We start from the raw sequence: 21860 nt of genomic DNA, 5'->3' as shown, positions 1-21860 counted from the left end.
TCGGGTAGGCGCGTGCGGTCAGCGCCCCGGCCATGACGGCTTGCGCTTCTCGCCGAATGCCTTGAGACCTTCCTTGGCGTCCTCGGTCATTGCAAGCAGCGCGATCTGGCTCTCGGTGTAGGCGATGCTTTCATCGAACGACATCGAAGCGATCGCGCGCATGGCGTATTTGCCGCGGCGGATCGCGGTCGGCGACTTGTCGACGATGCGGCCGATCAGCCATTCGACCTTGTCGTCAAGCTCGGCTGCCGGGACGACGTAGTTCAGCAGACCTGCGGCCTGCGCGGTGTTGGCATCGAAGGGCTCGCCAGTCAGGGCCCATTCGTTGACGAGGCGTCGCGGGGCGATCGATTGCAGCAGGCTCATCACCTGCATCGGGAACACGCCGACCTTCACTTCGGGCAATCCGAAGATCACGTGGTCGGCGGCAACGGCCATATCGGTCATGCACAACAGCCCCATGCCACCCGCCATGCAGACGCCGCCGACGCGCGCGATAGCGGGCTTGGTCGAGTTCTGCGACAGCCGCAGCAAATCCGCGTAGTCGACATTGGGGCGCGAATAATCCATCGAGAAGGCGGCACCGCTGTTCTGCAGATCGGCACCGGCACAAAACGCCTTGTCGCCCGCACCGGTCAGCACGATGACGCGTACGTCCTTGTCGTCATGCGCGTCGCGATAACCCTTGGCTACGCCCGCGATCACGTCGGCATTGAGCGCGTTGCGCTTGTCGGGCCGGTTAATGGTGATCCAGAAGGCCTGCCCGCGCTTCTCAAGGATGACGCTGCTGCTGTCGCTCATGTTCGCCGCCTATCGCCGTTTATACCTTACATTTGCGGCAGGATCGGTTCCGACCGCAAGCAGGATTTATGCGGCGGTCGGCGCCTTCCTCACCCAGACCTTGTTGTCATGGAACGCGGCCCCGCCGACAGGTGCGACCACGTCGGCGCCGGTCAGCGTGTTGATGCCGCGCCCGCCGATATGGGCTTTGTTCGGGTGGATGGATTCGGCGATCAAGACTCCTCGGCGCAAGCCATCGAACAATTTCGCGGTCAGCGTGGTCTCGCCGCGCATATTGCCGAGCGTCACTGGGTCGCCATCGGCGATCGAAAGCGCCGCCGCGTCGTCCGGATGGATCATCACGGTCGGCACGCCCTCACGGGCTTGGGATCCGGGTGTCTCGTTGAAACTGGTGTTGAGGTAGCCGCGCGAAGGCGAGGTCGCGAGCCGGAACGGATGCTGCTCGTCGGCTTCCTCGATAATGGTCCAATGATCAGGCAGTGACGGCATCTGCTCCCAGGGACCGAGACCCGACCTGCCGAACGGCGGATTGGCCCAATCGGCCTTGAAATGGAACTTCCCGTCCGCATGCGCGAAACCGTCGAGGTAGTGTGATGTCCGGAAATCCGGCTGCAAGTCACGCCACAGATCAGCCTCGAGGCTTTCGATGTCGCCATGGCCGCTCTTCTTGAGCGTCACGTCGATCAGTTCGCGCGGTGACATCTCGAACCCGGGATGCACGGCCTTGAGGCGTCGACCGAGTGCCTGAATTACCTGATGGTTGGAGCGGCATTCAGCCGGAGGATCGATCAGCTTGGGGCCGACCGAAATGTGCTGATGCCCGCCGCCATAGTAGAGATCGTCGTGCTCCATGAACATGGTTGCCGGCAGGACGATGTCGGCCATCAGCGCCGTCTCGGTCATGAACTGCTCATGCACCGCGACGAACAGGTCGTCTCGCGCGAAGCCTTCACGGACCAGCGTCTGCTCCGGGGCAACCGTCATGGGGTTGGTGTTCTGGATCAGCATCGCCTTGACCGGCGGTCCGCCCTTTAGCGCCTCCGCATTGCCGGTCAGGATGCGACCGATTTTCGACTGATCGAGCCAGCGCGTCGAATGGTCGATCGCGTCATGCCCCTCGATCACGGATTCGTTGAACCGCCAGATCGCGGCATTGTTGAAGAACGCGCCGCCGCCTTCGTACTGCCAAGCTCCCGTTACCGCCGGGATGCACAGCGCCGCATGCATCTGGGCTGCCCCATTGCGACTCCGGGTGAAGCCGTATCCCAGCCGGAAGAACGATCGCTTGGTCTGGCCGACCAGGCGCGCGAACGCCTCGATCTCCTCGACCGGCACGCCCGAGATCGCCGACGCCCATTCGGGCGTGCGGGTCTCGAGATGCGCTTCAAGCTCGGACGGACAATCGGTGTACTGCTCCATATACGCCCGATCCGCGTAGGCTTCGCGGAACAGCACATGCATCACACCGCAGGCGAACGCTGCATCGGTGCCGGGACGCAGGATGATCTTGATATCAGCCTGCTTCATGGTGTCGTTGTTGTAGATATCGATCGCGGCGATCTTGGCACCCCGCTCCTTCCGGGCGCGCATCGCGTGCGTCATGACGTTGACCTGGGTGTTCACCGGATTGGTGCCCCAGATTACGACGAGGTCGGAGACGCCCATTTCTCGCGGATCGACGCCGGCGATCTTGCCGGTGCCAACGGCGAACCCGACGCGCGCGATGTTGGCGCAGATCGTCGAATAGAAGCGGGAGTATTTCTTGACGTGCGACAGGCGATTGATCCCGTCGCGCATCACCAGCCCCATGGTGCCGGCGTAGTAATAGGGCCAGACCGATTGCGCACCGAACTCGCCCTCGGCGGCGTCGAACCGCGCGGCGATTTCGTCGAGCGCCTCGTCCCATGAGATCTGCGCAAAATGGCCGGAGCCCTTCGGACCGGTCCGGCGCATCGGGTGCATCAGCCTGTCGGGGTGGTGTATCCGCTCTGCGTAACGGGCAACCTTGGCGCAGACCACGCCAGCGGTATAAGTCTGTCGTTTTGATCCGCGTACTCGGCCAATCGAGCGGCCGTCGATCACTTCGACGTCCAACGCGCATGCCGAGGGGCAATCGTGTGGACAGGTGGAATGGCCGATATCGATCTTCGCGTGCTGGTTCATGGCCAAATAGGTAACACCAATTTACCTGTCCGCCGAGGTTATTTATGAGCTCAGTTCGCGCGAAAACCGTGCACAAGCCATGCGTCAGACGCCCAGATAGGCGCCACCATTGGCATGGATCGCCTGGCCATTGATGTAGCGCGCGCCGGGACCGCAGAGGTAGCGCACCGCGGAAGCGACATCCTCCGGCCGACCCTTCACGCCGGTGATCGTCTGGTGCGTCAGATGATGCGCCGGTTCCTTTGCTCGGGGCGTGCCGATCAACCCGGGAACGACGCAATTCACGGTGATCCCGTCGTCGGCGAGGTCGTGCGCGAGTGCGCGGGTGAGACCGACGATCCCGGCCTTGGCCGTCACGACGTGGGCACGATTCCTTGCACCCGTATGCGCGCTCAGGCCGCCGATATTGACGATCGTCCCGGCCCCGCTTTGCCGCAGCGCCGGAAGGCAGGCTTTGACGCAGTGAAAGGCACCATCAAGGGTAACGTCGAGGATCTCGCGCCATGCCGCATGATCCATCTCCGCGAATGGCCTTTCCCGACGCAACGCAGCATTGTTGACGAGAATGTCGATCCGGCCGAAGCGCTGCATCGCCGCGGCGGCCATGGCACGGACTGAATCAGCGTCGGCGACATCGCCGAGATGCGCGATCGCCCTGCCGCCGAGGGCCTCGATCTCGCGCACGACGGCATCGGCTTCCGCGTGATTGGTTCGTGCGTTTACCAACACGGAAGCGCCGCCATCCGCGAGTGTTAGCGCGATGGCGCGGCCAATATTGCGTCCGGCGCCGGTGACGATGGCGACCTTGTCGGCGAGTTCCCTGATCATAAGCACCTACCCGCGCAGGCGTGAAAGATCGATGCGGCCGCCATACAGCCCCGCCAGCAGTTGCAATACAACGTCTCTCTGTTCGGTGCTCCAGCGGCCATGCGCAACGCTGAGATTGAACTTGTCGATCAGATCCCGGTGCGTCAACGGCTCGTTCGCTCCGCCGCGCAAATAGGGCTGCCGCTCCTCAACCACGCTGCCATCTCTCAGCTTTGCGCGGACATGGCCAGTGTAGTTGCTCGGATAGGGATTTTCCGGATCGATCGCGAACGTCACCTTGGCCGCGAGGGCCAACACCCGCGCATCTTGAATTGCACTTTCCGTGAAAGCGCCAAGCCCAACGCCACCATGAACAAATCCGGTCGCGAGCAAATAGGGTGTCGCGAATTTGGCCGCATAGCCATTGGGCGGACGCTGCTTGTCGCCGAGCGGCTCCCAGAGCCTGTGCACGGTCCCCTCGGCCACCTCGCAAATGATCTCGATCACGTCCTCGGGCCGCACGCCGCGTGCCGCGAGCCGACGGGCGCAATCGATGTAGGGCTGCGCCATTGTCCCGCACGGATACGCCTTGAATGCCAGCGTGTCGGTGACCCAGCGCGCGCCGAAATCCCCGACCAGCGCCTCGTAATCTCCGTTCGTGGTGTGCGCGAAGCCGTGAAACAGCCCGTGCACGCCCTCGAAAACCGTGCGCGGGCCGACGAAGCCGCCGCGTGCCAACAGCGCCGCGCGAATGCCCGATTGCGCGGCCCAGCCGGCGTGCAGCCGCTTGGTCCATGCTCCCTCGGCGAGATATTCGATGATCCCCCCTGCCATACTGCCGGCGATGCCGAACGCATCGACGATCTGCCGGGCAGTCAGCCCAAGCGCGGCAGCGACGCCAGCCGCGGCACCGATTGCGCCAAAGACCGCGGTCGGATGAAAACCCGCCTTGTGCACCGCCTTGGGCACCACGAGGCTGAGACGGCACAACACCTCCGTGCCGACGGCGATCCCGATGAGCGCCATGCGGCCATCGGGATTGTGCCGCTCGCAGGCCGCCAGTACCGCCGGCACGACGACAGCGCCGGCATGCACTGGACCGCCCTCGAACGTATCGTCAAAATCCTCGCCATGCGCGGCCGTGCCGTTGACAAAGGCTGCACCGGCCGCGTTCAATGTCCGCGCATGCCCGATCGCGGTACATGAGCCGTCATCGTCGCAGCCGGCGAGCGCGCTTCTGACATAGTTTTCATTGCGCGCGGCGACGCAGAGACCGACGACATCGGTCAGGAGATGTTCGCATTTGCCGACGGTGACGGCCGGGAGCGTTCCTGGCCTGAGCGCAGCGATCCTCTCCGCCAGCGTTTCGGCGACAGACATCCCTAGCGAAATCGAGCTCATGCGCGTCAGACGCGGAAGATTCGCGTGTAGCGCGACTTGATTGACTCGCCTTCCCGCTCCACCGCTGCGGCATCGTCCTTCATCGTCTTGATGTCCTTCAACGGCTTGCGGCCGGCCTTCTCCTGGGTCTGTGCGTGCACCGAGCGCAATCCGCCGACATCGATGATGAGTTGCTGCGCCTCGCGGCCCAGCGCGAACGACTGGAACAACCTTGCCGCGTTCGGATGCGGGCAGGCCTTGAAGATGCCGTTTGGCCCGATGATCAAGGGTGAACCTTCGGTGGCATAGACCGGCTCGACCGGACGACCGGATTCCTTCATCTGGAAAATATTGTATTCATTGCCATCGGCCATCACGGCGCGCTCGCCGAGGTCTAGCTTCTTGGGCGGATCGGCCGAGGACTGCACCTGCATGATGTTCTGCTTGGCGAGCTTCTCGAAATAGCCCCAGCCAAGGTCGCGCTGCATCTGGTAAGTTGCGGTCATGATGGTGCCGCTGTAGCCGGGATGCGCCTTCACGATCTTGCCCTTCCATTTTGGATCGAGCAGGTCGGCAAAGCTCCTTGGTGCATCCTCCGGCTTTACCAGGCTGGTGTTGTAGGCGATGATCGAGAGCCAGACGCGGAAGCTCGCGAACTGCCCGTCCGCGTCGCGATGGTCCTCCGGATAGAATTTAGCGACATCCTCTGGGACGTATTGTGCAAGGACGCCGTCGCGCTTCCAGACGATGAAGTGCGCGGCGTCCGAGGAATTGACGACGTCGACCGCGTGAATGTTGCTCGAATATTCCTGGCCGATGCGTTGAAAGACACGTTCGGCACCGGTGCGCTCAACGCGCACGGCTATGCCGGGATATTTCGCCTCGAACGCCTTTGCCAGCTTCTCCGCGACTGGCAGATCCGTTGAGGTGTAGTAGACGATCTGACCTTCTTTTTTCGCGGCTTCGATCAGCGCGGGCGTGATCGACTCCGCCGGTGGCGCAGCGGCGATGACCCGCGTCGAAAAGGCTGCCCCCGCAATGACCGCTCCAGTGCCCTTCAGCACGTCGCGGCGTGACATCCCAAGACGTTTCCTCATGTGCTTCCCCGCGCTTGATGGCGAAGTTGGGTACACCGCTCCCCATCTTTTATTCCTATGCGGGAAACGGAGTCTGTCGTCGACAGATGCTTTACGTTGCAGCTAGACTTGTGATCAAGAAAGAAGACTAAAGTCGAGGGAGAATTTTCATGGCGGGCTCGAGGTTCGTGCTGGCGCTGGCTGCGGCCCTACTCACCGCACCGATCATTGGGTCACCGGCAGCCGCACAGGATTATCCCAACCGGCCGGTCAAGATCATCGTTCCGTTTGGTCCCGGCGGCCCGGCGGACGTCACTGCACGCCAGATCGGCAGCATCCTGCAGGAAAACTTCGGCCAGCCCTTCGTCGTCGAGAACCGCACCGGCGCCGGCGGCGTGATCGGCACGCTGGAGGTCGCGAAGGCACCCGCCGACGGCTACACCCTGCTGATGATGTCGAACACCCAGACCGCCAATGAATCGCTGGTGCCGCAGCGCAAATACGAGTTGATGCGTGACCTCGCACCGATCGCGCCGCTGAATTATTCCGACCTCGTGATCGTCGTCCACCCGGCCGTGCAGGCGAAGACGCTGCAGGAATTCATCGCACTTGCAAAAGCCCAGCCAGGGAAGTTGAACTACGCTTCGTCCGGCCAAGGTACTCCCTATCACATGGCCGGCGAGCTGTTCAAAACGATGGCAGGCATCGACGTCGTGCATGTGCCCTACCGCAACAGCGGCGAAGCCCGCAGCGGAGTGCTCGGTGGCCAGGTCCAGATGATGATCGACGCGGTGCCAACGATGGCGCCAAATGTTGCCGGAAATCAGGTCCGCGCGCTGGCGACAACGGGCAAGGCGCGCTCGACAGTGCTCCCCAATGTTCCGACTGTGATCGAAGCTGGCGTTCCGGGCTATGAGGCGACGATCTGGCTCGGCCTGATGGCACCGGCGGGGACGCCAAAGCCTGTCATCGACAAGCTCAACGCTGCCGTGAACGCCGCGATCAAGCGGCCGGATATCGTCAAGCTCTGGTCGGATCAGGGTGCCGTAGCCATGGCGATGTCGCCGGAGGAATTCGACAAATTCCTGCGCGGCGATATTGTGAAGTGGGCTGAAGTCGTCAAGAGGTTCGAGAAGACCCAATAGCTCGCCGCAGCACGAGGGCGCCATGCCAAGTATTCGATTTCGCCTCAATGGCGTCGATACCAATGTCGACGCCGACCCCGACCGGTCGCTGCTCGACGTCTTGCGTGGATCTCTTGCTGTAACGGGGGCGCATTTCGGCTGCGGCGCTGGTGAATGCGGCGCCTGCAACGTCCTGATCGGCGATCGGGCGATAGCCTCCTGCGATACGCCGCTCTGGTCGGTCGCCGGTAAGGACGTCACGACGCTCGAGGGTCTCGGCACCGCAAAGCGGCCACACCCACTGCAGCGGGCATTCATAGCCGAACAGGCATTGCAATGCGGCTATTGTGTATCCGGCATCCTGATCAGCGCGGCGGCGCTGTTGAAGCGAAATCCTTCGCCGTCCAGCAGTGAGGTGAAGGAGGCCCTCGATGGCAATCTTTGTCGCTGCGGATCGCACAACCGTATGGTGCGAGCGGTGCTGCGCGCGGCCGCGGAGATGGCGGCCGGATGAACCAGCAAGCTCCCAGCTCCGCGGCGGGACTCCCGGTCAACCTCGCGGCGAACCCGAAACTGTCGTCATGGCTGAAATTTTCGGCCGACGGCGAGGTTACCGTTTCGCCGGGAAAGGTCGAGATCGGCCAGGGTATCGTCACGGCGCTGGCGCAAATTGCGGCCGACGAACTCGACGTCGAAATCTCGCGCGTGCGCATGGTGCGCGCCTCGACGGCGATGAGCCCTAACGAAGGCGTCACCTCCGGCAGCCTCTCGATCCAGCAATCCGGCCGCGCGTTGCGGCACGCCTGCGCTGAAGCGCGCCACATTTTCCTTACGGCGGCATCTGACCGGCTCGGTGTAGCGGCCGACGCGCTGTCGATCCAGGACGGCACGATCTCCGGACCGGGCAATGTCACGACCAGCTACTGGGAACTGGCCGATGACGTTGTTCTGGATCGTGACGCGACAGCTGCCGTCATGCCAAAACCTGTCGCGCAACGCACGCTTGCGGGGCGCTCAACGCAGCGGCTCGACATTCCCGACAAGGTCTTTTCATGTCCGCGCTTCATTCACGATCAGGTGTTGCCCGGCATGCTTCACGGCCGCGTGATGCGCCCGGACACCGCGCGCGCAAAGCTGCTGGAATTGAAGGAGGACGGAGCGCGGGCGATCGCTGGCGTGGTCGCCATCGCGCGCGACGGCAGTTTCACCGGCGTAGTCGGTGAGACCGAGCATTGCGTCGAGGCCGCCCTCAAGGCCTTGCAGAAGGGAGCGACATGGTCTCAAGCGGAGACCTTGCCTGACGAGAACGATCTCGCCTCGTTCCTGAAGGCTGAACCATCAGAGCCAGTAGTGATCGATGAGAGAGCGGCGTCGATGCCGCGAGTGAAGAGCCGCACGATCGCGCGGCAGTACAGCCGCCCCTACCTTGCGCACGCCTCGATCGCTCCATCCTGCGCGATCGCGCAATGGGACGCCGACAAGGTGCGGGTCTGGACGCATAGCCAGGGCGTCTACTTGTTGCGCGCCGATCTGGCGCTGGTGCTGAAGCTACCGATCGAGAACATAACGGTCGAGCATATGGAAGGCGCGGGCTGCTACGGGCACAATGCTGCCGACGACGTCGCGCTCGATGCCGTGTTGCTGGCAAGGGCCGTTCCCGGACGGCCTGTACGCGTGCAGTGGTCGCGCCAGGATGAGATGACGCAGGCGCCGTTCGGTGCCGCAATGGTGATCGAGATCGAGGCCGATCTCGACGCCGCTGGTGAAGTCGTCGACTGGCGCCACTCTGTCTGGAGCAACGGTCATGCGGCCCGGCCGGGGCGCGCCGCGCAGCCCGCTCTGCTGGCGGCCTTCGAACTGGAAAAGCCGTTTCCCCGGATGATTTCGAGCAATCCGCCGCAAGCCAATGGCGGCGGCGCAGACCGCAATGCCATCCCGCTCTACGATTTTCCGGCGTGGCGGATTGCCAGCCATCGCCTGCTGACCATGCCTGTCCGCACCTCGGCGTTGCGGACGCTCGGCGCCCACGGCAATGTGTTCGCGATCGAGTCTTTCCTGGATGAGATCGCCGCTGGACGCAATGAGGATCCGGTTGCCTTCCGCCTCCGCCATTTGCGCGACGAGCGGGCCAGGGATGTGATCCGCAGCGCGGCAACGCGCGCCGGTTGGAAGCCAGAGCGGCGGCCCGGCGTCGGCCACGGCATCGGCTTTGCGCGCTACAAGAACACCGGCGCCTATTGTGCAGCGATAGCTGAGGTCGAGGGCGATCAGGACATTCGTGTGATGAAGCTGACGCTCGCGGCGGATGTCGGCGAGGCCATCAATCCCGATGGCGTCGCCAATCAGATCGAAGGCGGCGCGATCCAGGCGGTGAGTTGGGCGCTGAAAGAGCGCGTACGTTTCGACCAGCAGCGGATCACGAGCGCGAGTTGGTCGGACTATCCGATCCTTCGCTTCAGCGAGGTCCCGGACGTTGAGGTCGAGGTGATCCAGCGATCCGATCTCGATCCGGTCGGTGCCGGGGAAGCCGCGCATGGTCCGGTCACCGCGGCGATTGCGAATGCCGTGTTCGATTGCCTCGGCCTGCGCATCCGCAATCTTCCAATCACCCGCGACAGCTTGATCGCGGCCATGGAACTGAACAAATGACGAGCCTTAATATATTGAGCGGTGGCGCAGCGCAGGGGCTGGTGACTAGTCTCGCGCCGGCCCTCAAGGCCGAAACCGGCTTCGACATCGCCGGCGAATTTGGTGCGGTCGGCGCCATGGCGGACAAGCTGCGCGCGGGCGTGCCAACCGACATCGTCATCTTCACCGCGGCATTGGTGGCCAAGCTTGCCGACGAGGGACTGACTGTGGGCAATTCGATTGCGGATATTGGCCTGGTCGAGACCTCCCTCGCCGTCCGCGCTGGCGATCCGCTGGTGCGCGCCACCGACGTCGCCAGCCTGCGCGATGCATTGCTCGCCTCCGACGCGATCTTCGTACCTGACACCAAGGCTTCGACCGCTGGCATTCACGTTGCCAAAGTGCTCACCCAACTCGGCATCGCTGGCAAAGTCGAAGACCGGCTGTGGATTTTTCCGAACGGCGCAACCGCGATGCGTCATCTCGCGGCAAGCGATGCACGGCGGCCGATCGGCTGCACCCAGGCGACCGAGATCATCACCACAGACGGCGTGGTATTGTCGGGAGCGCTGCCATCAGGGTGCGACCTAGCGACCACCTACACGGCCGCCGTTACGACGCTGGCGGCTGCGGCGCCTCAAGCACGATGGCTGATTGCTCTGTTGACGTCGAGCCGCACACTGGAACTGCGCCGCCGGGCAGGCTTCGTTGCCAACCCGAAATAGCCCACCGCGAACAGGGTTTGCGTTCGATGCCCGACTCATATACTAATATATCAGCTTGGAGCACGAATGCCTGCGCGAGCACCGAAAGCGCTTCCAATCAAGAGCCGCGCCTCCGGCGGATACCGGCGGACCGGCCGGCCTCGCACCGCGACTGCGGCTGCGCGCATCTATGCAGACCTGCGCGCCGAGCTCGTTTCGCTGCAACGCCAACCAGGTGACGCGATCTCGGAAGCCGAAATCGCGCTTTCCTACGGTGTCAGCCGCACGCCGGTGCGCGAGGCAATCCTGAAATTATCAGACGAAGGCCTGGTCGAGATTTTCCCGCAATCCGGCATCTTCGTCTCGCGGATCCCACTGACCGCGCTTCCCGAGGCCATCATCGTCCGACGCTCCCTGGAAGAAACCACGACGCGCATGGCGACCGAGCGCGCCACCGCTAGTCAGATCCTCAACCTACAGTCGATACTCGAGCGCCAGCGTGAAGCCGACGCCGCGGGAGATCGCGACGCATTCCATCGGGCCGATGAAGCCTTTCACGGCACTATCGCCGATATTGCCGGGCATCCGGGCATCTGGAAACTGATCCTTCAGGTAAAGGTGCATGTCGATCGCTTCCGCCGCCTCACCCTGCCACAACGAGGGCGGATGGCCGAGGTGATCGCTGAGCACGAGGTCATTATGGCCGCGATCGAAGCCCGCGACGCGGCCGCAGCCGGGATTGCGATGGCCCGACACCTTGACCGCCTCCAGGCCGACATCTCGGCCACGCGGCACAACAATCCAGAGTTCTTCGATCAACCCAAATAGCTCACAATAACCGCGGCCGAACAACGGACGCTAATGCAGGGAAGGAAACGACATGAACAAAGCACTTCAATCGCGCGTTGGGGGTTTCGGCCGGCGCGACTTCATCAAAATGGGTGCCGGCCTCGGTGCAGCAGCCATGGCGTCAATGTCGCCGGCCGGCGCCCAATCTAAAGTCGTATTCAAAGCATCCGACGTGCAGCCTCCCGGCTACCCGACCGTGGTGGCAACCGAGAACCTCGGCAAGAAGCTTGAGGCCGCGACCAACGGCCGCTTGTCGATACAGATGTTCCCTTCGATGCAACTTGGCGGCGAGAAAGAGACGATCGAGCAGACCCAGATTGGCGCCATCCAGATGTTGCGCGTCAGCGCAGGAGCTGTTGGCCCGATCGTCGATGACATCAACGTCGTCAACATGCCATTTCTGTTCAAGAACATGCCGCATGCGGAAAAGATCATGGATGGGCCGATCGGCCAGGAATTGCTCGACAAGATCACCGCCCATGGCAACGCTGGCCTGGTTGCGTTGTGCTGGATGAATTCGGGCGCACGCAGCCTCTACAACACCAAGCGGACGATCAAATCGATCCAGGACATCAAGGGCCTGAAGTTCCGCGTGATCGGCAACCCGATTTTCATCGACATGATGAACGCGCTCGGCGGCAATGGCGTCGCGATGGGTTACGACCAGGTGTTCAGCGCCTTGCAGACCGGCGTGATCGACGGCGCCGAAAATAATCCGCCCAGCTATGTGTTCAGCAATCATTATACGGCTGCGAAGCATTTCTCGCTCACTGAACACCTCATCGTTCCCGAAGTGCTGGTCTTCTCAAAGAGAGCCTGGAGCGCCCTCTCCCCCGACGATCAGACACTGATCAAGAAGTTTGCGCGCGAGGCACAGATGGAGGAGCGCGAGCTCTGGAACAAGTACGAGCAGCAGGCGATGGAGAAGGCCAAGGCGGCCGGCTGCGAGATCGTCGAGATTGCCGACAAGTCACCGTTCCAGAACGCCGTCAAGCCGGTATGGGACAAATATGGCCCGAAATACCAGGACATGATCAGGCGCATTCAGTCCGCCTGACCGAGGAAACAGGAAATGGCCGCATCATTCCGCCGAGCGATGGACGTTTTGTATCTGGCGTGCGTCGGCACCGGCTGCGTTGCGCTGGTACTGATCTCAGCTGTGATTCCTTGGGCAGTGTTCACACGCTACGTGCTGAACAGCGCCGCATCATGGCCCGAACCCCTCGCAGTTCTGCTCACCATCGTTGTCACCTTCATCGGCGCAGCAGCCGGCTATCGGCTTAACCTGCACATGAACATCGCCTATTTCGCCAACAGGCTGCCGGATCCGCTCCGGCTTCTCGCCGATCTGGTGGTCCAGCTCCTGATGGGACTGATCGCGCTCTTCATGATTATCTGGGGCTGGCGCCTTGTCGACGTGACCTGGCACAATACGATCGCCGATTTCCCGTTCCTCTCCGTTGGTGTCACCTATCTGCCGATTCCGATCGGCGGCGCGTGCCTGCTGCTGTTCATCATCGAGCGGGTCTTCCTTGGCCCGCCACCCGATCCGATCGGGCAGCACCGGGACATGGCCGTCGACTGATCGCGAGCACCCATCATGGACATCTTCATTCTGCTCGCGACGATGCTGATCTGTTTCCTGATCGGCATGCCGATCGCCTACTCCCTCGCCATGGCGGCCATCGCAGGCGCCCTGTCGATCGGCATTCCCCTCGAAGCCGTGATGCTGAAGATCTCAGACGGCGTAAGCAAGGTGGCGATGCTGACGATCCCGTTCTTCGTCCTGGCCGGCGCGATCATGGCGGAGGGTGGCATGGCACGACGGCTCGTCGCGTTCGCGGATGTGTTGGTCGGCTTCACCCGCCTGCGCGGCGGACTTTCGATCGTCAACGTGCTGGCGACGACCTTCCTGAGCGGCATTTCCGGCTCGGCGGTCGCCGATACGTCCGCGATCGGCTCAGTGATGATCCCGCAGATGGAAAAGAACGGCTATCCGCGCGTATTTGCTACCAACCTGACGATCACCTCGTCAGTTCAGGCGCTGCTGGTGCCGCCGAGCCACAACGCGGTGCTGTATTCGCTCGCCACCGGCGGGACCATCTCGATCAGCGCGCTGTTCATGGCGGGGGTATTCCCCGGCCTCTTGCTTGGTTTCGCGCTAATCATCCTGTGCCTCGCCGTCGCCTACCGCGAGAGACACCCACATGGCCAAATGGTGCCTGCCAAGGATGCAATACGGATTACGATCGATGCGGCCTGGGGACTGATCACGCTGGTTATCATCCTCGGCGGCATTCTGGGCGGCATCTTCACCGCAATCGAGGCCGGCGCCGTCGCCTGCATCTGGGCGTTCCTCGTGACGATGTTCATCTACCGCGACTATCGGTGGCGCGACCTCCCCGTGCTCTTGCATCGCACGCTGCGGACGGTTGCGATGGTGATGACGCTGATCGCCTGCGCCTCCAGCGTCGGCTACATCATGGCGCTGACCCAGATGCCGGCGAAGATGACGGCGTTCTTCCTGTCGATCTCGGATAACAAATACGTCATCCTTTTCCTGATCAATATACTCCTGCTTGTGCTCGGCACTCTCGTCGACATGGCCCCCTCGATCCTGATCGCGACACCGATTCTGCTGCCGGTGATGAAGAATTTCGGCGTCGATCCGGTTCATTTTGGAATGATCATGCTGCTAAATCTCGGCATCGGCCTGTGCCATCCGCCGGTCGGCGCGATTCTGTTTGTCGGCTGCGCCGTGGGGAAGGTCACGATCGAGCAAGTGATGCGCAAGATCTGGCCGTTCTATGCGGTGATGTTCTTTGTCTTGATGTGCGTCACCTACTTGCCGGAAATTTCGCTGTGGCTGCCGCGCCAGCTTCAAATCCTGCACTGACATCCATCTTGCGGAACGCCGGTAAACGCGTCAGCATTGCCGACAGAAGCGCATCCGCGCCGGCTCCGTCAAGAAAGGGCACCCACAGTGAGGATCGTCGACCTCAGCCGAGAACTCTATCACCGTACCCCGAGCTATCCCGGCCATCCACCGATCATGCATGGAACGTGGAAGAGTCACGAAGAGGCCTTCGTCGAATCGCGAAATGTGTACGGGTTGGCATCAATGTTTATCTCGATGCCAGACCACGGCGGTACGCACATCGATGCTCCCCGGCATTTCGGCCCGAGTGGCATCCCGATCAACGAATATCCGCTGGAAAAGTGCATTGTACCCGGCATCTGTCTCGACCTGCGCCACATTCCGCAGCGCGCCGAGATCACACCCTCCGATCTCGAAACGGCCCTGAAGGCTGCCGGCGTGTCAGTGCCAAAGGGCGGCACCGTCTTGCTCTGTACGGGCCATCATGCCCGCACTTTTCCGCGCAAGGAATATTCGACCGACAATTCCGGAGTGAATGTCGCGGCCACCGAATGGCTGGCGCGACAGGGCATCGTGCATTTCGGCATCGATTCGATGCGGCCGGGTCCCGACAGCGACGTGAACCTGCTGGTTCACAAGGCCTGCCTCGACCTCGACATCACCCATATCGAGAGCTTGTGCAATCTGGAGGCATTGCTTGACCAGGGCCGGTTCACTTTCATCGGCCTTCCGATGAAATGGCGTGACGGAACGGCATCGCCAATTCGCGCCGTCGCCGTGTTCGATTTGTGACTCGCAGCGATCGGAGGAACTTGATGACGGACACCAGAGCAGCCCTCCCCTCACGCCGCGCGATACTGAGCGGAGGCGCCGCGTTGGCGATGTTGAGTCTGGCGAAGAAGGCCGGCGCCGCCGGCTATCCTGAACGTCCCATTAAGATCATCGTTCCTTTCGCGCCGGGCGGACCGACCGACATCATGGCCCGCATTCTCGGTACCCATCTCGGAGAAGCGTTGGGCGGCACGATCGTGGTCGAGAACCGCCCTGGAGGCGGAGGAAATATCGGGATCGGCGTTGCCGCCCACGCTGAGCCGGACGGTTATACGCTATTGATCACGTCGAGCGCCTATGTGGTCAATCCCGGCCTCTACGCCAAGATACCGTACGATCCCTACACAGATTTCACGGCGATCGCAGAGCTCGGCACGTCTCCCAACGTGATCCTTGTCAATCCAGGGCTTGGAATTAGCTCTGTCGCTGACCTGGTCGCACGCGCGAAGGCCAATCCGAACGAGTTGAACTATGCCAGTCCTGGTCTCGGAACGACACCGCATTTGTCGGGCGAGTTGTTCAAGATCGTGAACCACGTCGAGATCACGCATGTCCCGTTCTCCGGTGCCGGACCGGCTATCCAGGCGATCCTGAGTGGAACGACCCAAGTGGCTTTTGCGGCGCTGCCGCCCGCCCATCCGCATGTCGAGCAAGGCGCATTGAAGGCTCTGGCTGTCACGGGAGCTCACCGCTGGTTCGATCTGCCCGACGTGCCGACCATGATCGAGCTCGGCTACACGGACTTCGTCTCCGATACGTTTCAGGGGTTCCTTGCGCCCGCAAGAACTCCGCCCTCCGTTGTCGAGATCCTGTCGGCGAAATCAATCGAGATCCTGAGGACGCCGAAGATCGCCGAACAGTTGCGCAACAATGGGTTCGAAGTGCTCGCGAACGGCCCGGACGGCATGCGCAAACGCATCGAGGACGAAGTGCCGAAATGGCGGGACGTCATCACCAAGGCCGGCATCAAGCCGGTCTGATCAGATCATGGTTGCGCGACACGCGGAGCGTGTGCTCTTGCGGGAGGCTCCCCACACCCCTACGCTGCCCTCACAACAAAAATCAGGGAGGCAATCGTCATGACCACACGAAGGAATTTCCTGAAGGCGGGAGCGGCCGCAGCCACCGGCGTCGTATTCTGTAGCTGCGGCCTTGCGCACAAGGCGCATGCACAACAATCGCGCCAGACGTTGCCGGTCAGGGTTGGCGGCAAGCGTATCAAGACCATCGACATTCACTCTCACTGCCATTTCCGAGAGGCTGGAGCCGTGCTTGGTGCCGATGCCGCCAAATTGCAGTTGCCGCCGGTCAACGGCGCGCCCGAGGCCTTTATCGAGATCGACAAACGCCTCGCCGCAATGGACTCCCAGGCTGTTGACATGGAAGTGCTGTCCATCAACCCATTTTGGTATGACCGCGATCGCGATCTTGCCGAGCAGATCGTCAAGATCCAGAATGAGAAGCTCGCCGAACTCTGCGCCTCAAAGCCCGACCGCTTCGCGGCCTTCGCCTCGCTGACGTTGCAGGCCCCCGATCTCGCCGTTCAGGAGCTTGAGACTGCGGTCAAGAAGCAGGGGCTGAAAGGCGCGGCCATCGGCGGCATCGTCAACGGCATCGAGTTCTCTGATTCGAAATTCCATCCGGTATGGGCCAAGGCCGAGGAGCTCGGCGTCCCCTTGTTCATCCATCCGCAAGGCGTTCCCGAACTCAACAAGCGACTGTCCGGCAACGGCTGGCTTGGCAACACGATCGGCAATCCGCTCGAGACCACAATTGCACTCTCGCACCTGATCTTCGAGGGCACCTTCGATCGCTTCCCGCGACTAAAGGTCATCGCGGCGCATGGCGGTGGCTATCTGGCCTCCTACGCCGACCGCTCGGATCATGCCTGCCTGGTTGGACCAAAGGGGTGCAACCCCAACATCCGGCTAGAGAAAGCACCGTCGGAATATCTGAAGCAGATCTATTTCGACTCGCTGGTGTTTACACCGGAGGCTATCCGACATCTCGTCGCCCAGGTTGGCGCGAGCCAGCTCGTGCTGGGAAGCGACTATCCCTACCCATGGCAAATGGCGCCGGTGGACCACATCTTCGCCTGCGCGTCGCTCAGTGATGACGACAAGGCGAACATCCTTGGTCAAACCGCGGCGAGGCTCCTTGGCGTTGCGGCTTAGGCAGCCGACTACCGGCTCGTCCAACGAAGTGCGACTGGCGTCCACGCGCGAGCAGTGACGCCAGTTCCGCCGCCGCTGTCAGTAAGCCCTCACCCTACTGATTTTGGTGCGCGGCTGGGCGAGGCGTGCCGGCGGCGTGATGTCATGCGCGAGGTGGTGCCGGCCGAATCGGGATCCCACGAATTCGGCCGGCACTGCCTCCCAGATCCACCTGATGGCCGTCGGATTGCCGACCAGCATTCCAAGACCGCGGACGCGCACAGGCGGAGCGACGAACTTGATGCTCAAGCTCTGGTCGTCGATCGTTCGTCTTGCGCTCGCTTGTCGAGAGAGCCGCATGGGCTCATCCACAGTACGGATATGCTTCCTGAAGCGCCATTTTACCGCTGCGCACACGACCTCACGTGAATGATTTCACGAGCTTATCGAGTTCACCCATTTGTGAGTTACAGGCTGGCCCCGTGCCTATTGGCGCTATTCGGCGTCGTTCGATCCGGCGTCGACCAGCTCTTGGAGAACCTCTGCCTTCAGCACAACGATGGCGCCATGTTCAAGCCGAACCCAACCGCGAGCTGCCCATGCCCGGAGCTGCTTGTTGATGCTTTCCCGCGTCATGCCGACCATCTCGCTGATCTCCTGCTGGGTGATCGAGATGGTACGGCCTTGAGGTCCAAGCTTATGCTTATCACTCAGCCGCAGCAGCGCACTGGCGAGGCGCCCCGGCAAGTTCTGCAGGATGATTTGTTCAACCTGGTCGCTGGTCCAGCGCAATCTCGTACAGAGCAGTTCGATGAACTTCATCGCGAGCGACGGCTGGCTGCGTACGAAGGGGATAAACTCCCGCCGATCAATGATGAACAGTTCGCAGTTCGTGTTGGCGGTGGCATCGGCCGACCGCGGTTGTCCGTCAAGCAGGGCAATCTCGCCGAATATCTCACCAGCCTCGATCAAGTTGAGAATCGCGTTGCGGCCGTCTGGCGAGGAAATGCTGATTTTCACGGTGCCGGAGATCACCGCAATCAGGTAGGTTCCGGGATCGCCCTTGGAAAAGAGCGTTGTCCCCCGCTTGAGCGTGACGTGCTTGGCGTAACGGCAAAGCTGATCAAATGCGTCGGGCTCGAGATCAGCGAAATACGGATGCTTGCGCAGCACAGCCAGCTTACTGCTCGAAAACGGCGGCGCCACGGCAGGTCTTTCTATGGGCGCAGCGGTCATCGTCATCCAGACAAAATTGTATCACGCCATATCGGCGCGGCACCACAGCAGACGCCGGCAAAGCTACCGATCAATGAAGCCTCTCCCATTATAGTCCCGCTGAATGCCTACAGCAACAAAAGGGCGAAGGCTGTCCTCTTTCGGAACAGAATCAGCAAAAGCTACAATTTTTGATAAATTATCCCCTGTTACAAAACTTTCGATTGCATCCAATGCCTTCCGCGGCATCCAGACCGCCGCATGGCGGCCGCTATTCGCCCGAAATTCCCATTTCCTTGATTACGCGGGCATACCTGGCAAACTGATCGCGCGTCAGGGCGCGCAACTCGTCCGCAGCACTTCCGCGCACGGTAAACCCCAAATATTCGAGCTTACGGCGAACCTCGGGGTCGCTGATTGCCTTCAACACCTCCGCGTTGAGCCGGGCCACAACGTCTTTTGAAGTCCCCGCTGGCGCGACGATTGCGAACCATGAGTTGAAAAGGAACCCCGGCAAGCCAGATTCCGAAACAGTCGGCACGTCGGGGAATTGCGACAGTCGCTTCTCGGTGGTGACGCCGATCAGTCTGAGTTGACCGCCGCGTGCCAGTGATGCGACGGTGCCCAACCCCTGGAAGCCCACCGGAACCTGCCCGGCCGCAATGTCGGTAGCAGCCTGTGTTGCACCCTTATAAGGCACATGTGTCAACGATATGCCGGCTGCGGATGCAAACATTGCCATCGCCAGATGCTGTGGGCTGCCCGGCCCACCAGAGGCATAGTCGATTCCACCGGGAGCAGCTTTTGCCGCTGCGATCAGGTCGGCCGCCGATTTGAAACTCGACTTGTTGCTGGCGACCAGCCCCCACTCGACGGTGGCGACCAGAGAGATCGGCTCAAAATCCCTAAGGGCATCCCAGCGCATGGTCGGCTGAAGATTGGGCACCATGGTCATGATGCTGTCGTTGAAGCCGCCAATCGTGTAGCCGTCCGGCGCGCTGCGCGCGACTTGATCGGCTCCGATCAGTCCGGATGCCCCTGGCTGGTTCAGGATGACGAATTGCTGCCCCATACTCTCGGCCATCTTTTGTGTAACGATCCTTGCGGCAACGTCCACGGCACTCGCCGCCGCCAGCGGAACGATCATCTTGATCGGCCGATCTGGATACGTCCCTTGTGCAGCGGCTTCGTGCCCGACGAATAGCGAAAGGAGAGAAATGAGCAGCTTCAGCAGGCGCATCGCGACGATCCTCCATTTGGCTCCGCCACACGGTTAGCCAACCATTATCTCCGCGCGGGAAATTGCAATCGCCTTTATGCCCTCGTTTAACCAAGAACGATGCTTTGCATATGAGCCGCCCGCGGATCCAGGCGCGGACAACGCACTGTTTATCAAGTTTCGCCAGTCTCCCACCCATAATGGGGAGAGTGCAAATGCCGCAGATTTGGATGACCTACGCCGAGATCGGCGACATGCTGGGGTGCGATCCCAAGACCGCACGGGCCGCAACCATCCAGCGATCGCTCGACCGGAAGAAAAGCCGCGATGGAATGACCCGGGCGAAGCTCGATTCCGAACTGACAGCGCGGTTCATTGCCGCGATCCGAAGTGCCGACACGGCTCTGGACCAGGCTGTTAACAGCCTGCACGCAATGCACCAGATGATGTCGCGCGGCGGCCGGTCGAACGTTCGACATGCTACGGTGCCGAACCCCAGGCTCACCGCTGCGAACTGATCGCGACGGACAAGCTCGAAGCAACTTGCCGTCGGGCCCGAAGAACGGATGCAGCCCTTCGAATTCGCCGATCGGGACCTGGTGCGCGAATGCTGTCAATTCGGCGGCTCTCCAATCCCGTGAAGTGTACCAACGTCACCAAGCGGCAACGCGCGGCTCATTCCCTCTTCACGCCGCGGAATCCCCAGTCCATTTCCGACATCAACCGGCGAACCTATCGACTGCGCATGAAGGTTATGCGACGCTTGCATTGCCGTGCAGCAGATGCGCACAACTGGATGCCGCCTAGGGGACGGATGGCTCGCGAGAGCCGATCAGTTTAGGCTAGGCTGCCGGTTATAAGAGGAAGCGCCCATGTACCGTCCCGCCGGCGTCACCATGTCGCCTGATCTTGCTATCCCCCACCGCATGAAAGCCTGGGTCCTTGGCGACCCCGACCAGCTTCTCCTTCACGAAAAGCCTACGCCGGTTCCCGCACGCGCCGAGGTCCTGGTGCGCATCGATGCAGTGGCGATCTGCGCGACCGACCTCGAGATCATCCATTCGGGCTCGCCGGCAAGCATTGCGGGCGGTCTGCCCTTCAACAAGGACTTCACACCGGGCCATGAATATATGGGCACGGTTGCGGCTCTCGGGCCCGACGTCGACGAATTCAAGATCGGCGAGCGGGTCAACGTTGAAATTCATGCGGGCTGCGGTCAGTGCAAGCGCTGCCGCCAGGGCATGTACACGTCATGTCTCAACTATGGGAGGCCGGAGAAGGGGCATCGCGCCAACGGCTTTACGACTGACGGTGGGTTCGCCGAATACGCCGTCAATCACGTTAACACGCTCGCGCGCGTACCCGACGGCATGAGCGACGCCGAGGCGACGCTCGTGGTGACAGCCGGCACGTCCATGTACGGCCTGACGGAACTGGGAGGATTGGTCGCCGGAGAGAGCGTCGTCGTGATCGGCCCGGGGCCAATCGGGCTGCTAGCGGTGGCGGTCGCAAAAGCGCTCGGCGCGAGCCCTGTCATCCTGACCGGGACGCGCAACAGACGCCTTGCCATCGGCAAGGAGTTGGGCGCCGACCGTACCATTAACATCAACGAGGAGGACGCCGTCGCGATCGTGAAAAAACTCACCGGCGGAATCGGTGCGGACTACGTCGTCGAATGTGCGGGCACCGAGGCCACGATCGACCAGGCCATCCGCATGACCAATCGCGGAGGAAAGATATGTCTCGCCGCATTCCCGCATGAACGCGTCACGCTGGATATCGCGCAGCTCGCCATGAACAATATCTACCTCTACGGCATTCGAGGCGAAGGCCGCAGCGCCACCCGCCGCGCGATGGCGTTAATGGCGGAAAAGCGCTTTGATGCGACCAAAATCCACACCCATACGTTTCCGCTCGCCGAACTGCCGACGGCATTGCGTTATGCTCGCGAACGAATCGACGACGCCATCAAGGTGGTCGTTGCCAACAGGCAGGCCGCCCCGGTCGCCGGCGCGACGTGGTAGCAAACCGC

20 protein-coding genes are annotated in these 21860 nt (G+C 61.8%); 13 read left to right on the top strand and 7 right to left on the bottom strand.

Translation table 11 applies throughout. The features are described from left to right. Positions 1-18: 18 nt before the first annotated feature. From JQ553_RS16695 to JQ553_RS16675, 5 genes are all read right to left on the bottom strand, one after another. Positions 19-801, bottom strand: coding sequence for an enoyl-CoA hydratase/isomerase family protein (locus JQ553_RS16695; protein WP_212501072.1), 783 nt, complete (start codon positions 799-801; stop codon positions 19-21). A 66-nt stretch (positions 802-867) separates the two neighbouring features. After that, positions 868-2964: a molybdopterin oxidoreductase family protein gene (locus tag JQ553_RS16690; protein WP_212501071.1), complete on the bottom strand. Its 2097-nt coding sequence runs from the start codon at positions 2962-2964 to the stop codon at positions 868-870. Between the two features lie 84 nt (positions 2965-3048). After that, positions 3049-3792: an SDR family NAD(P)-dependent oxidoreductase gene (locus tag JQ553_RS16685; RefSeq protein ID WP_212501070.1), complete on the bottom strand. Its 744-nt coding sequence runs from the start codon at positions 3790-3792 to the stop codon at positions 3049-3051. Between the two features lie 6 nt (positions 3793-3798). Then, the gene (locus JQ553_RS16680) at positions 3799-5151 is read right to left on the bottom strand and encodes an MmgE/PrpD family protein (RefSeq protein ID WP_212501069.1); all 1353 of its coding nucleotides are present in this window, start codon (positions 5149-5151) and stop codon (positions 3799-3801) included. Positions 5152-5177: 26 nt separating this feature from the next. Continuing rightward, positions 5178-6230, bottom strand: a complete 1053-nt coding sequence (locus JQ553_RS16675) for a substrate-binding domain-containing protein (protein ID WP_249144351.1) — start codon at positions 6228-6230, stop codon at positions 5178-5180. Between the two features lie 167 nt (positions 6231-6397). Between JQ553_RS16675 and JQ553_RS16670 the strand changes: the two genes are divergently transcribed. The 11 genes from JQ553_RS16670 (at position 6398) to JQ553_RS16620 (ending at position 17415) form a co-directional block, all read left to right on the top strand. Further along, positions 6398-7372, top strand: coding sequence for a tripartite tricarboxylate transporter substrate binding protein (locus JQ553_RS16670; protein ID WP_212501067.1), 975 nt, complete (start codon positions 6398-6400; stop codon positions 7370-7372). A 22-nt stretch (positions 7373-7394) separates the two neighbouring features. Then, entirely contained in the window at positions 7395-7865 is a 471-nt protein-coding gene (locus tag JQ553_RS16665) for a (2Fe-2S)-binding protein (protein ID WP_212501066.1), read from the top strand. Then, a complete protein-coding gene (locus tag JQ553_RS16660; protein ID WP_212501065.1) occupies positions 7862-10000 on the top strand; it encodes a molybdopterin cofactor-binding domain-containing protein in 2139 nt (712 codons plus the stop codon). The genes JQ553_RS16665 and JQ553_RS16660 overlap by 4 nt, the downstream gene beginning before the upstream one ends. After that, positions 9997-10704, top strand: a complete 708-nt coding sequence (locus tag JQ553_RS16655; RefSeq protein ID WP_212501064.1) for a substrate-binding domain-containing protein — start codon at positions 9997-9999, stop codon at positions 10702-10704. Before JQ553_RS16660 ends, JQ553_RS16655 begins: the two co-directional genes overlap by 4 nt. A 66-nt stretch (positions 10705-10770) precedes the next feature. Then, on the top strand, positions 10771-11511 hold the full coding sequence (locus tag JQ553_RS16650) for a GntR family transcriptional regulator (protein ID WP_212501063.1): 741 nt from the start codon (positions 10771-10773) through the stop codon (positions 11509-11511). Positions 11512-11563: 52 nt separating this feature from the next. Beyond that, complete coding sequence (locus JQ553_RS16645) at positions 11564-12589, top strand: TRAP transporter substrate-binding protein (RefSeq protein WP_249144350.1); 1026 nt, start codon at positions 11564-11566, stop codon at positions 12587-12589. A 15-nt stretch (positions 12590-12604) separates the two neighbouring features. Continuing rightward, complete coding sequence (locus JQ553_RS16640; protein WP_212501062.1) at positions 12605-13117, top strand: TRAP transporter small permease; 513 nt, start codon at positions 12605-12607, stop codon at positions 13115-13117. 15 nt (positions 13118-13132) lie between these two features. Further along, entirely contained in the window at positions 13133-14428 is a 1296-nt protein-coding gene (locus JQ553_RS16635; protein ID WP_212501061.1) for a TRAP transporter large permease, read from the top strand. Between the two features lie 87 nt (positions 14429-14515). Then, positions 14516-15202 carry a cyclase family protein gene (locus JQ553_RS16630; RefSeq protein ID WP_212501060.1) on the top strand — a complete coding sequence of 229 codons (687 nt, stop codon included), beginning with the start codon at positions 14516-14518 and terminating at the stop codon, positions 15200-15202. Between the two features lie 23 nt (positions 15203-15225). Beyond that, entirely contained in the window at positions 15226-16221 is a 996-nt protein-coding gene (locus tag JQ553_RS16625; RefSeq protein WP_212501059.1) for a tripartite tricarboxylate transporter substrate binding protein, read from the top strand. Positions 16222-16320: 99 nt separating this feature from the next. Then, positions 16321-17415 (top strand): amidohydrolase family protein, encoded by a 1095-nt coding sequence (locus JQ553_RS16620; RefSeq protein ID WP_212501058.1) that lies wholly within the window; start codon positions 16321-16323, stop codon positions 17413-17415. A 474-nt stretch (positions 17416-17889) separates the two neighbouring features. Here the strand turns inward: JQ553_RS16620 and JQ553_RS16615 are convergent, their stop codons facing one another. Together JQ553_RS16615 and JQ553_RS16610 are read right to left on the bottom strand one after the other, a co-directional pair. Next, on the bottom strand, positions 17890-18630 hold the full coding sequence (locus tag JQ553_RS16615; protein ID WP_212501057.1) for a Crp/Fnr family transcriptional regulator: 741 nt from the start codon (positions 18628-18630) through the stop codon (positions 17890-17892). A 250-nt stretch (positions 18631-18880) separates the two neighbouring features. Next, positions 18881-19849, bottom strand: coding sequence for a tripartite tricarboxylate transporter substrate binding protein (locus JQ553_RS16610; RefSeq protein ID WP_212501056.1), 969 nt, complete (start codon positions 19847-19849; stop codon positions 18881-18883). A gap of 194 nt (positions 19850-20043) precedes the next feature. Between JQ553_RS16610 and JQ553_RS16605 the strand changes: the two genes are divergently transcribed. Then, positions 20044-20346 carry a hypothetical protein gene (locus JQ553_RS16605; RefSeq protein ID WP_212501055.1) on the top strand — a complete coding sequence of 101 codons (303 nt, stop codon included), beginning with the start codon at positions 20044-20046 and terminating at the stop codon, positions 20344-20346. Between the two features lie 354 nt (positions 20347-20700). Further along, positions 20701-21852, top strand: coding sequence for a zinc-binding dehydrogenase (locus tag JQ553_RS16600; protein ID WP_212501054.1), 1152 nt, complete (start codon positions 20701-20703; stop codon positions 21850-21852). Positions 21853-21860 lie beyond the last annotated feature (8 nt).

Source organism: Bradyrhizobium lablabi (genome assembly GCF_018131005.1).
GTDB lineage: Bacteria > Pseudomonadota > Alphaproteobacteria > Rhizobiales > Xanthobacteraceae > Bradyrhizobium > Bradyrhizobium lablabi_D.
This window is presented reverse-complemented; position numbering and strand designations above follow the sequence as displayed.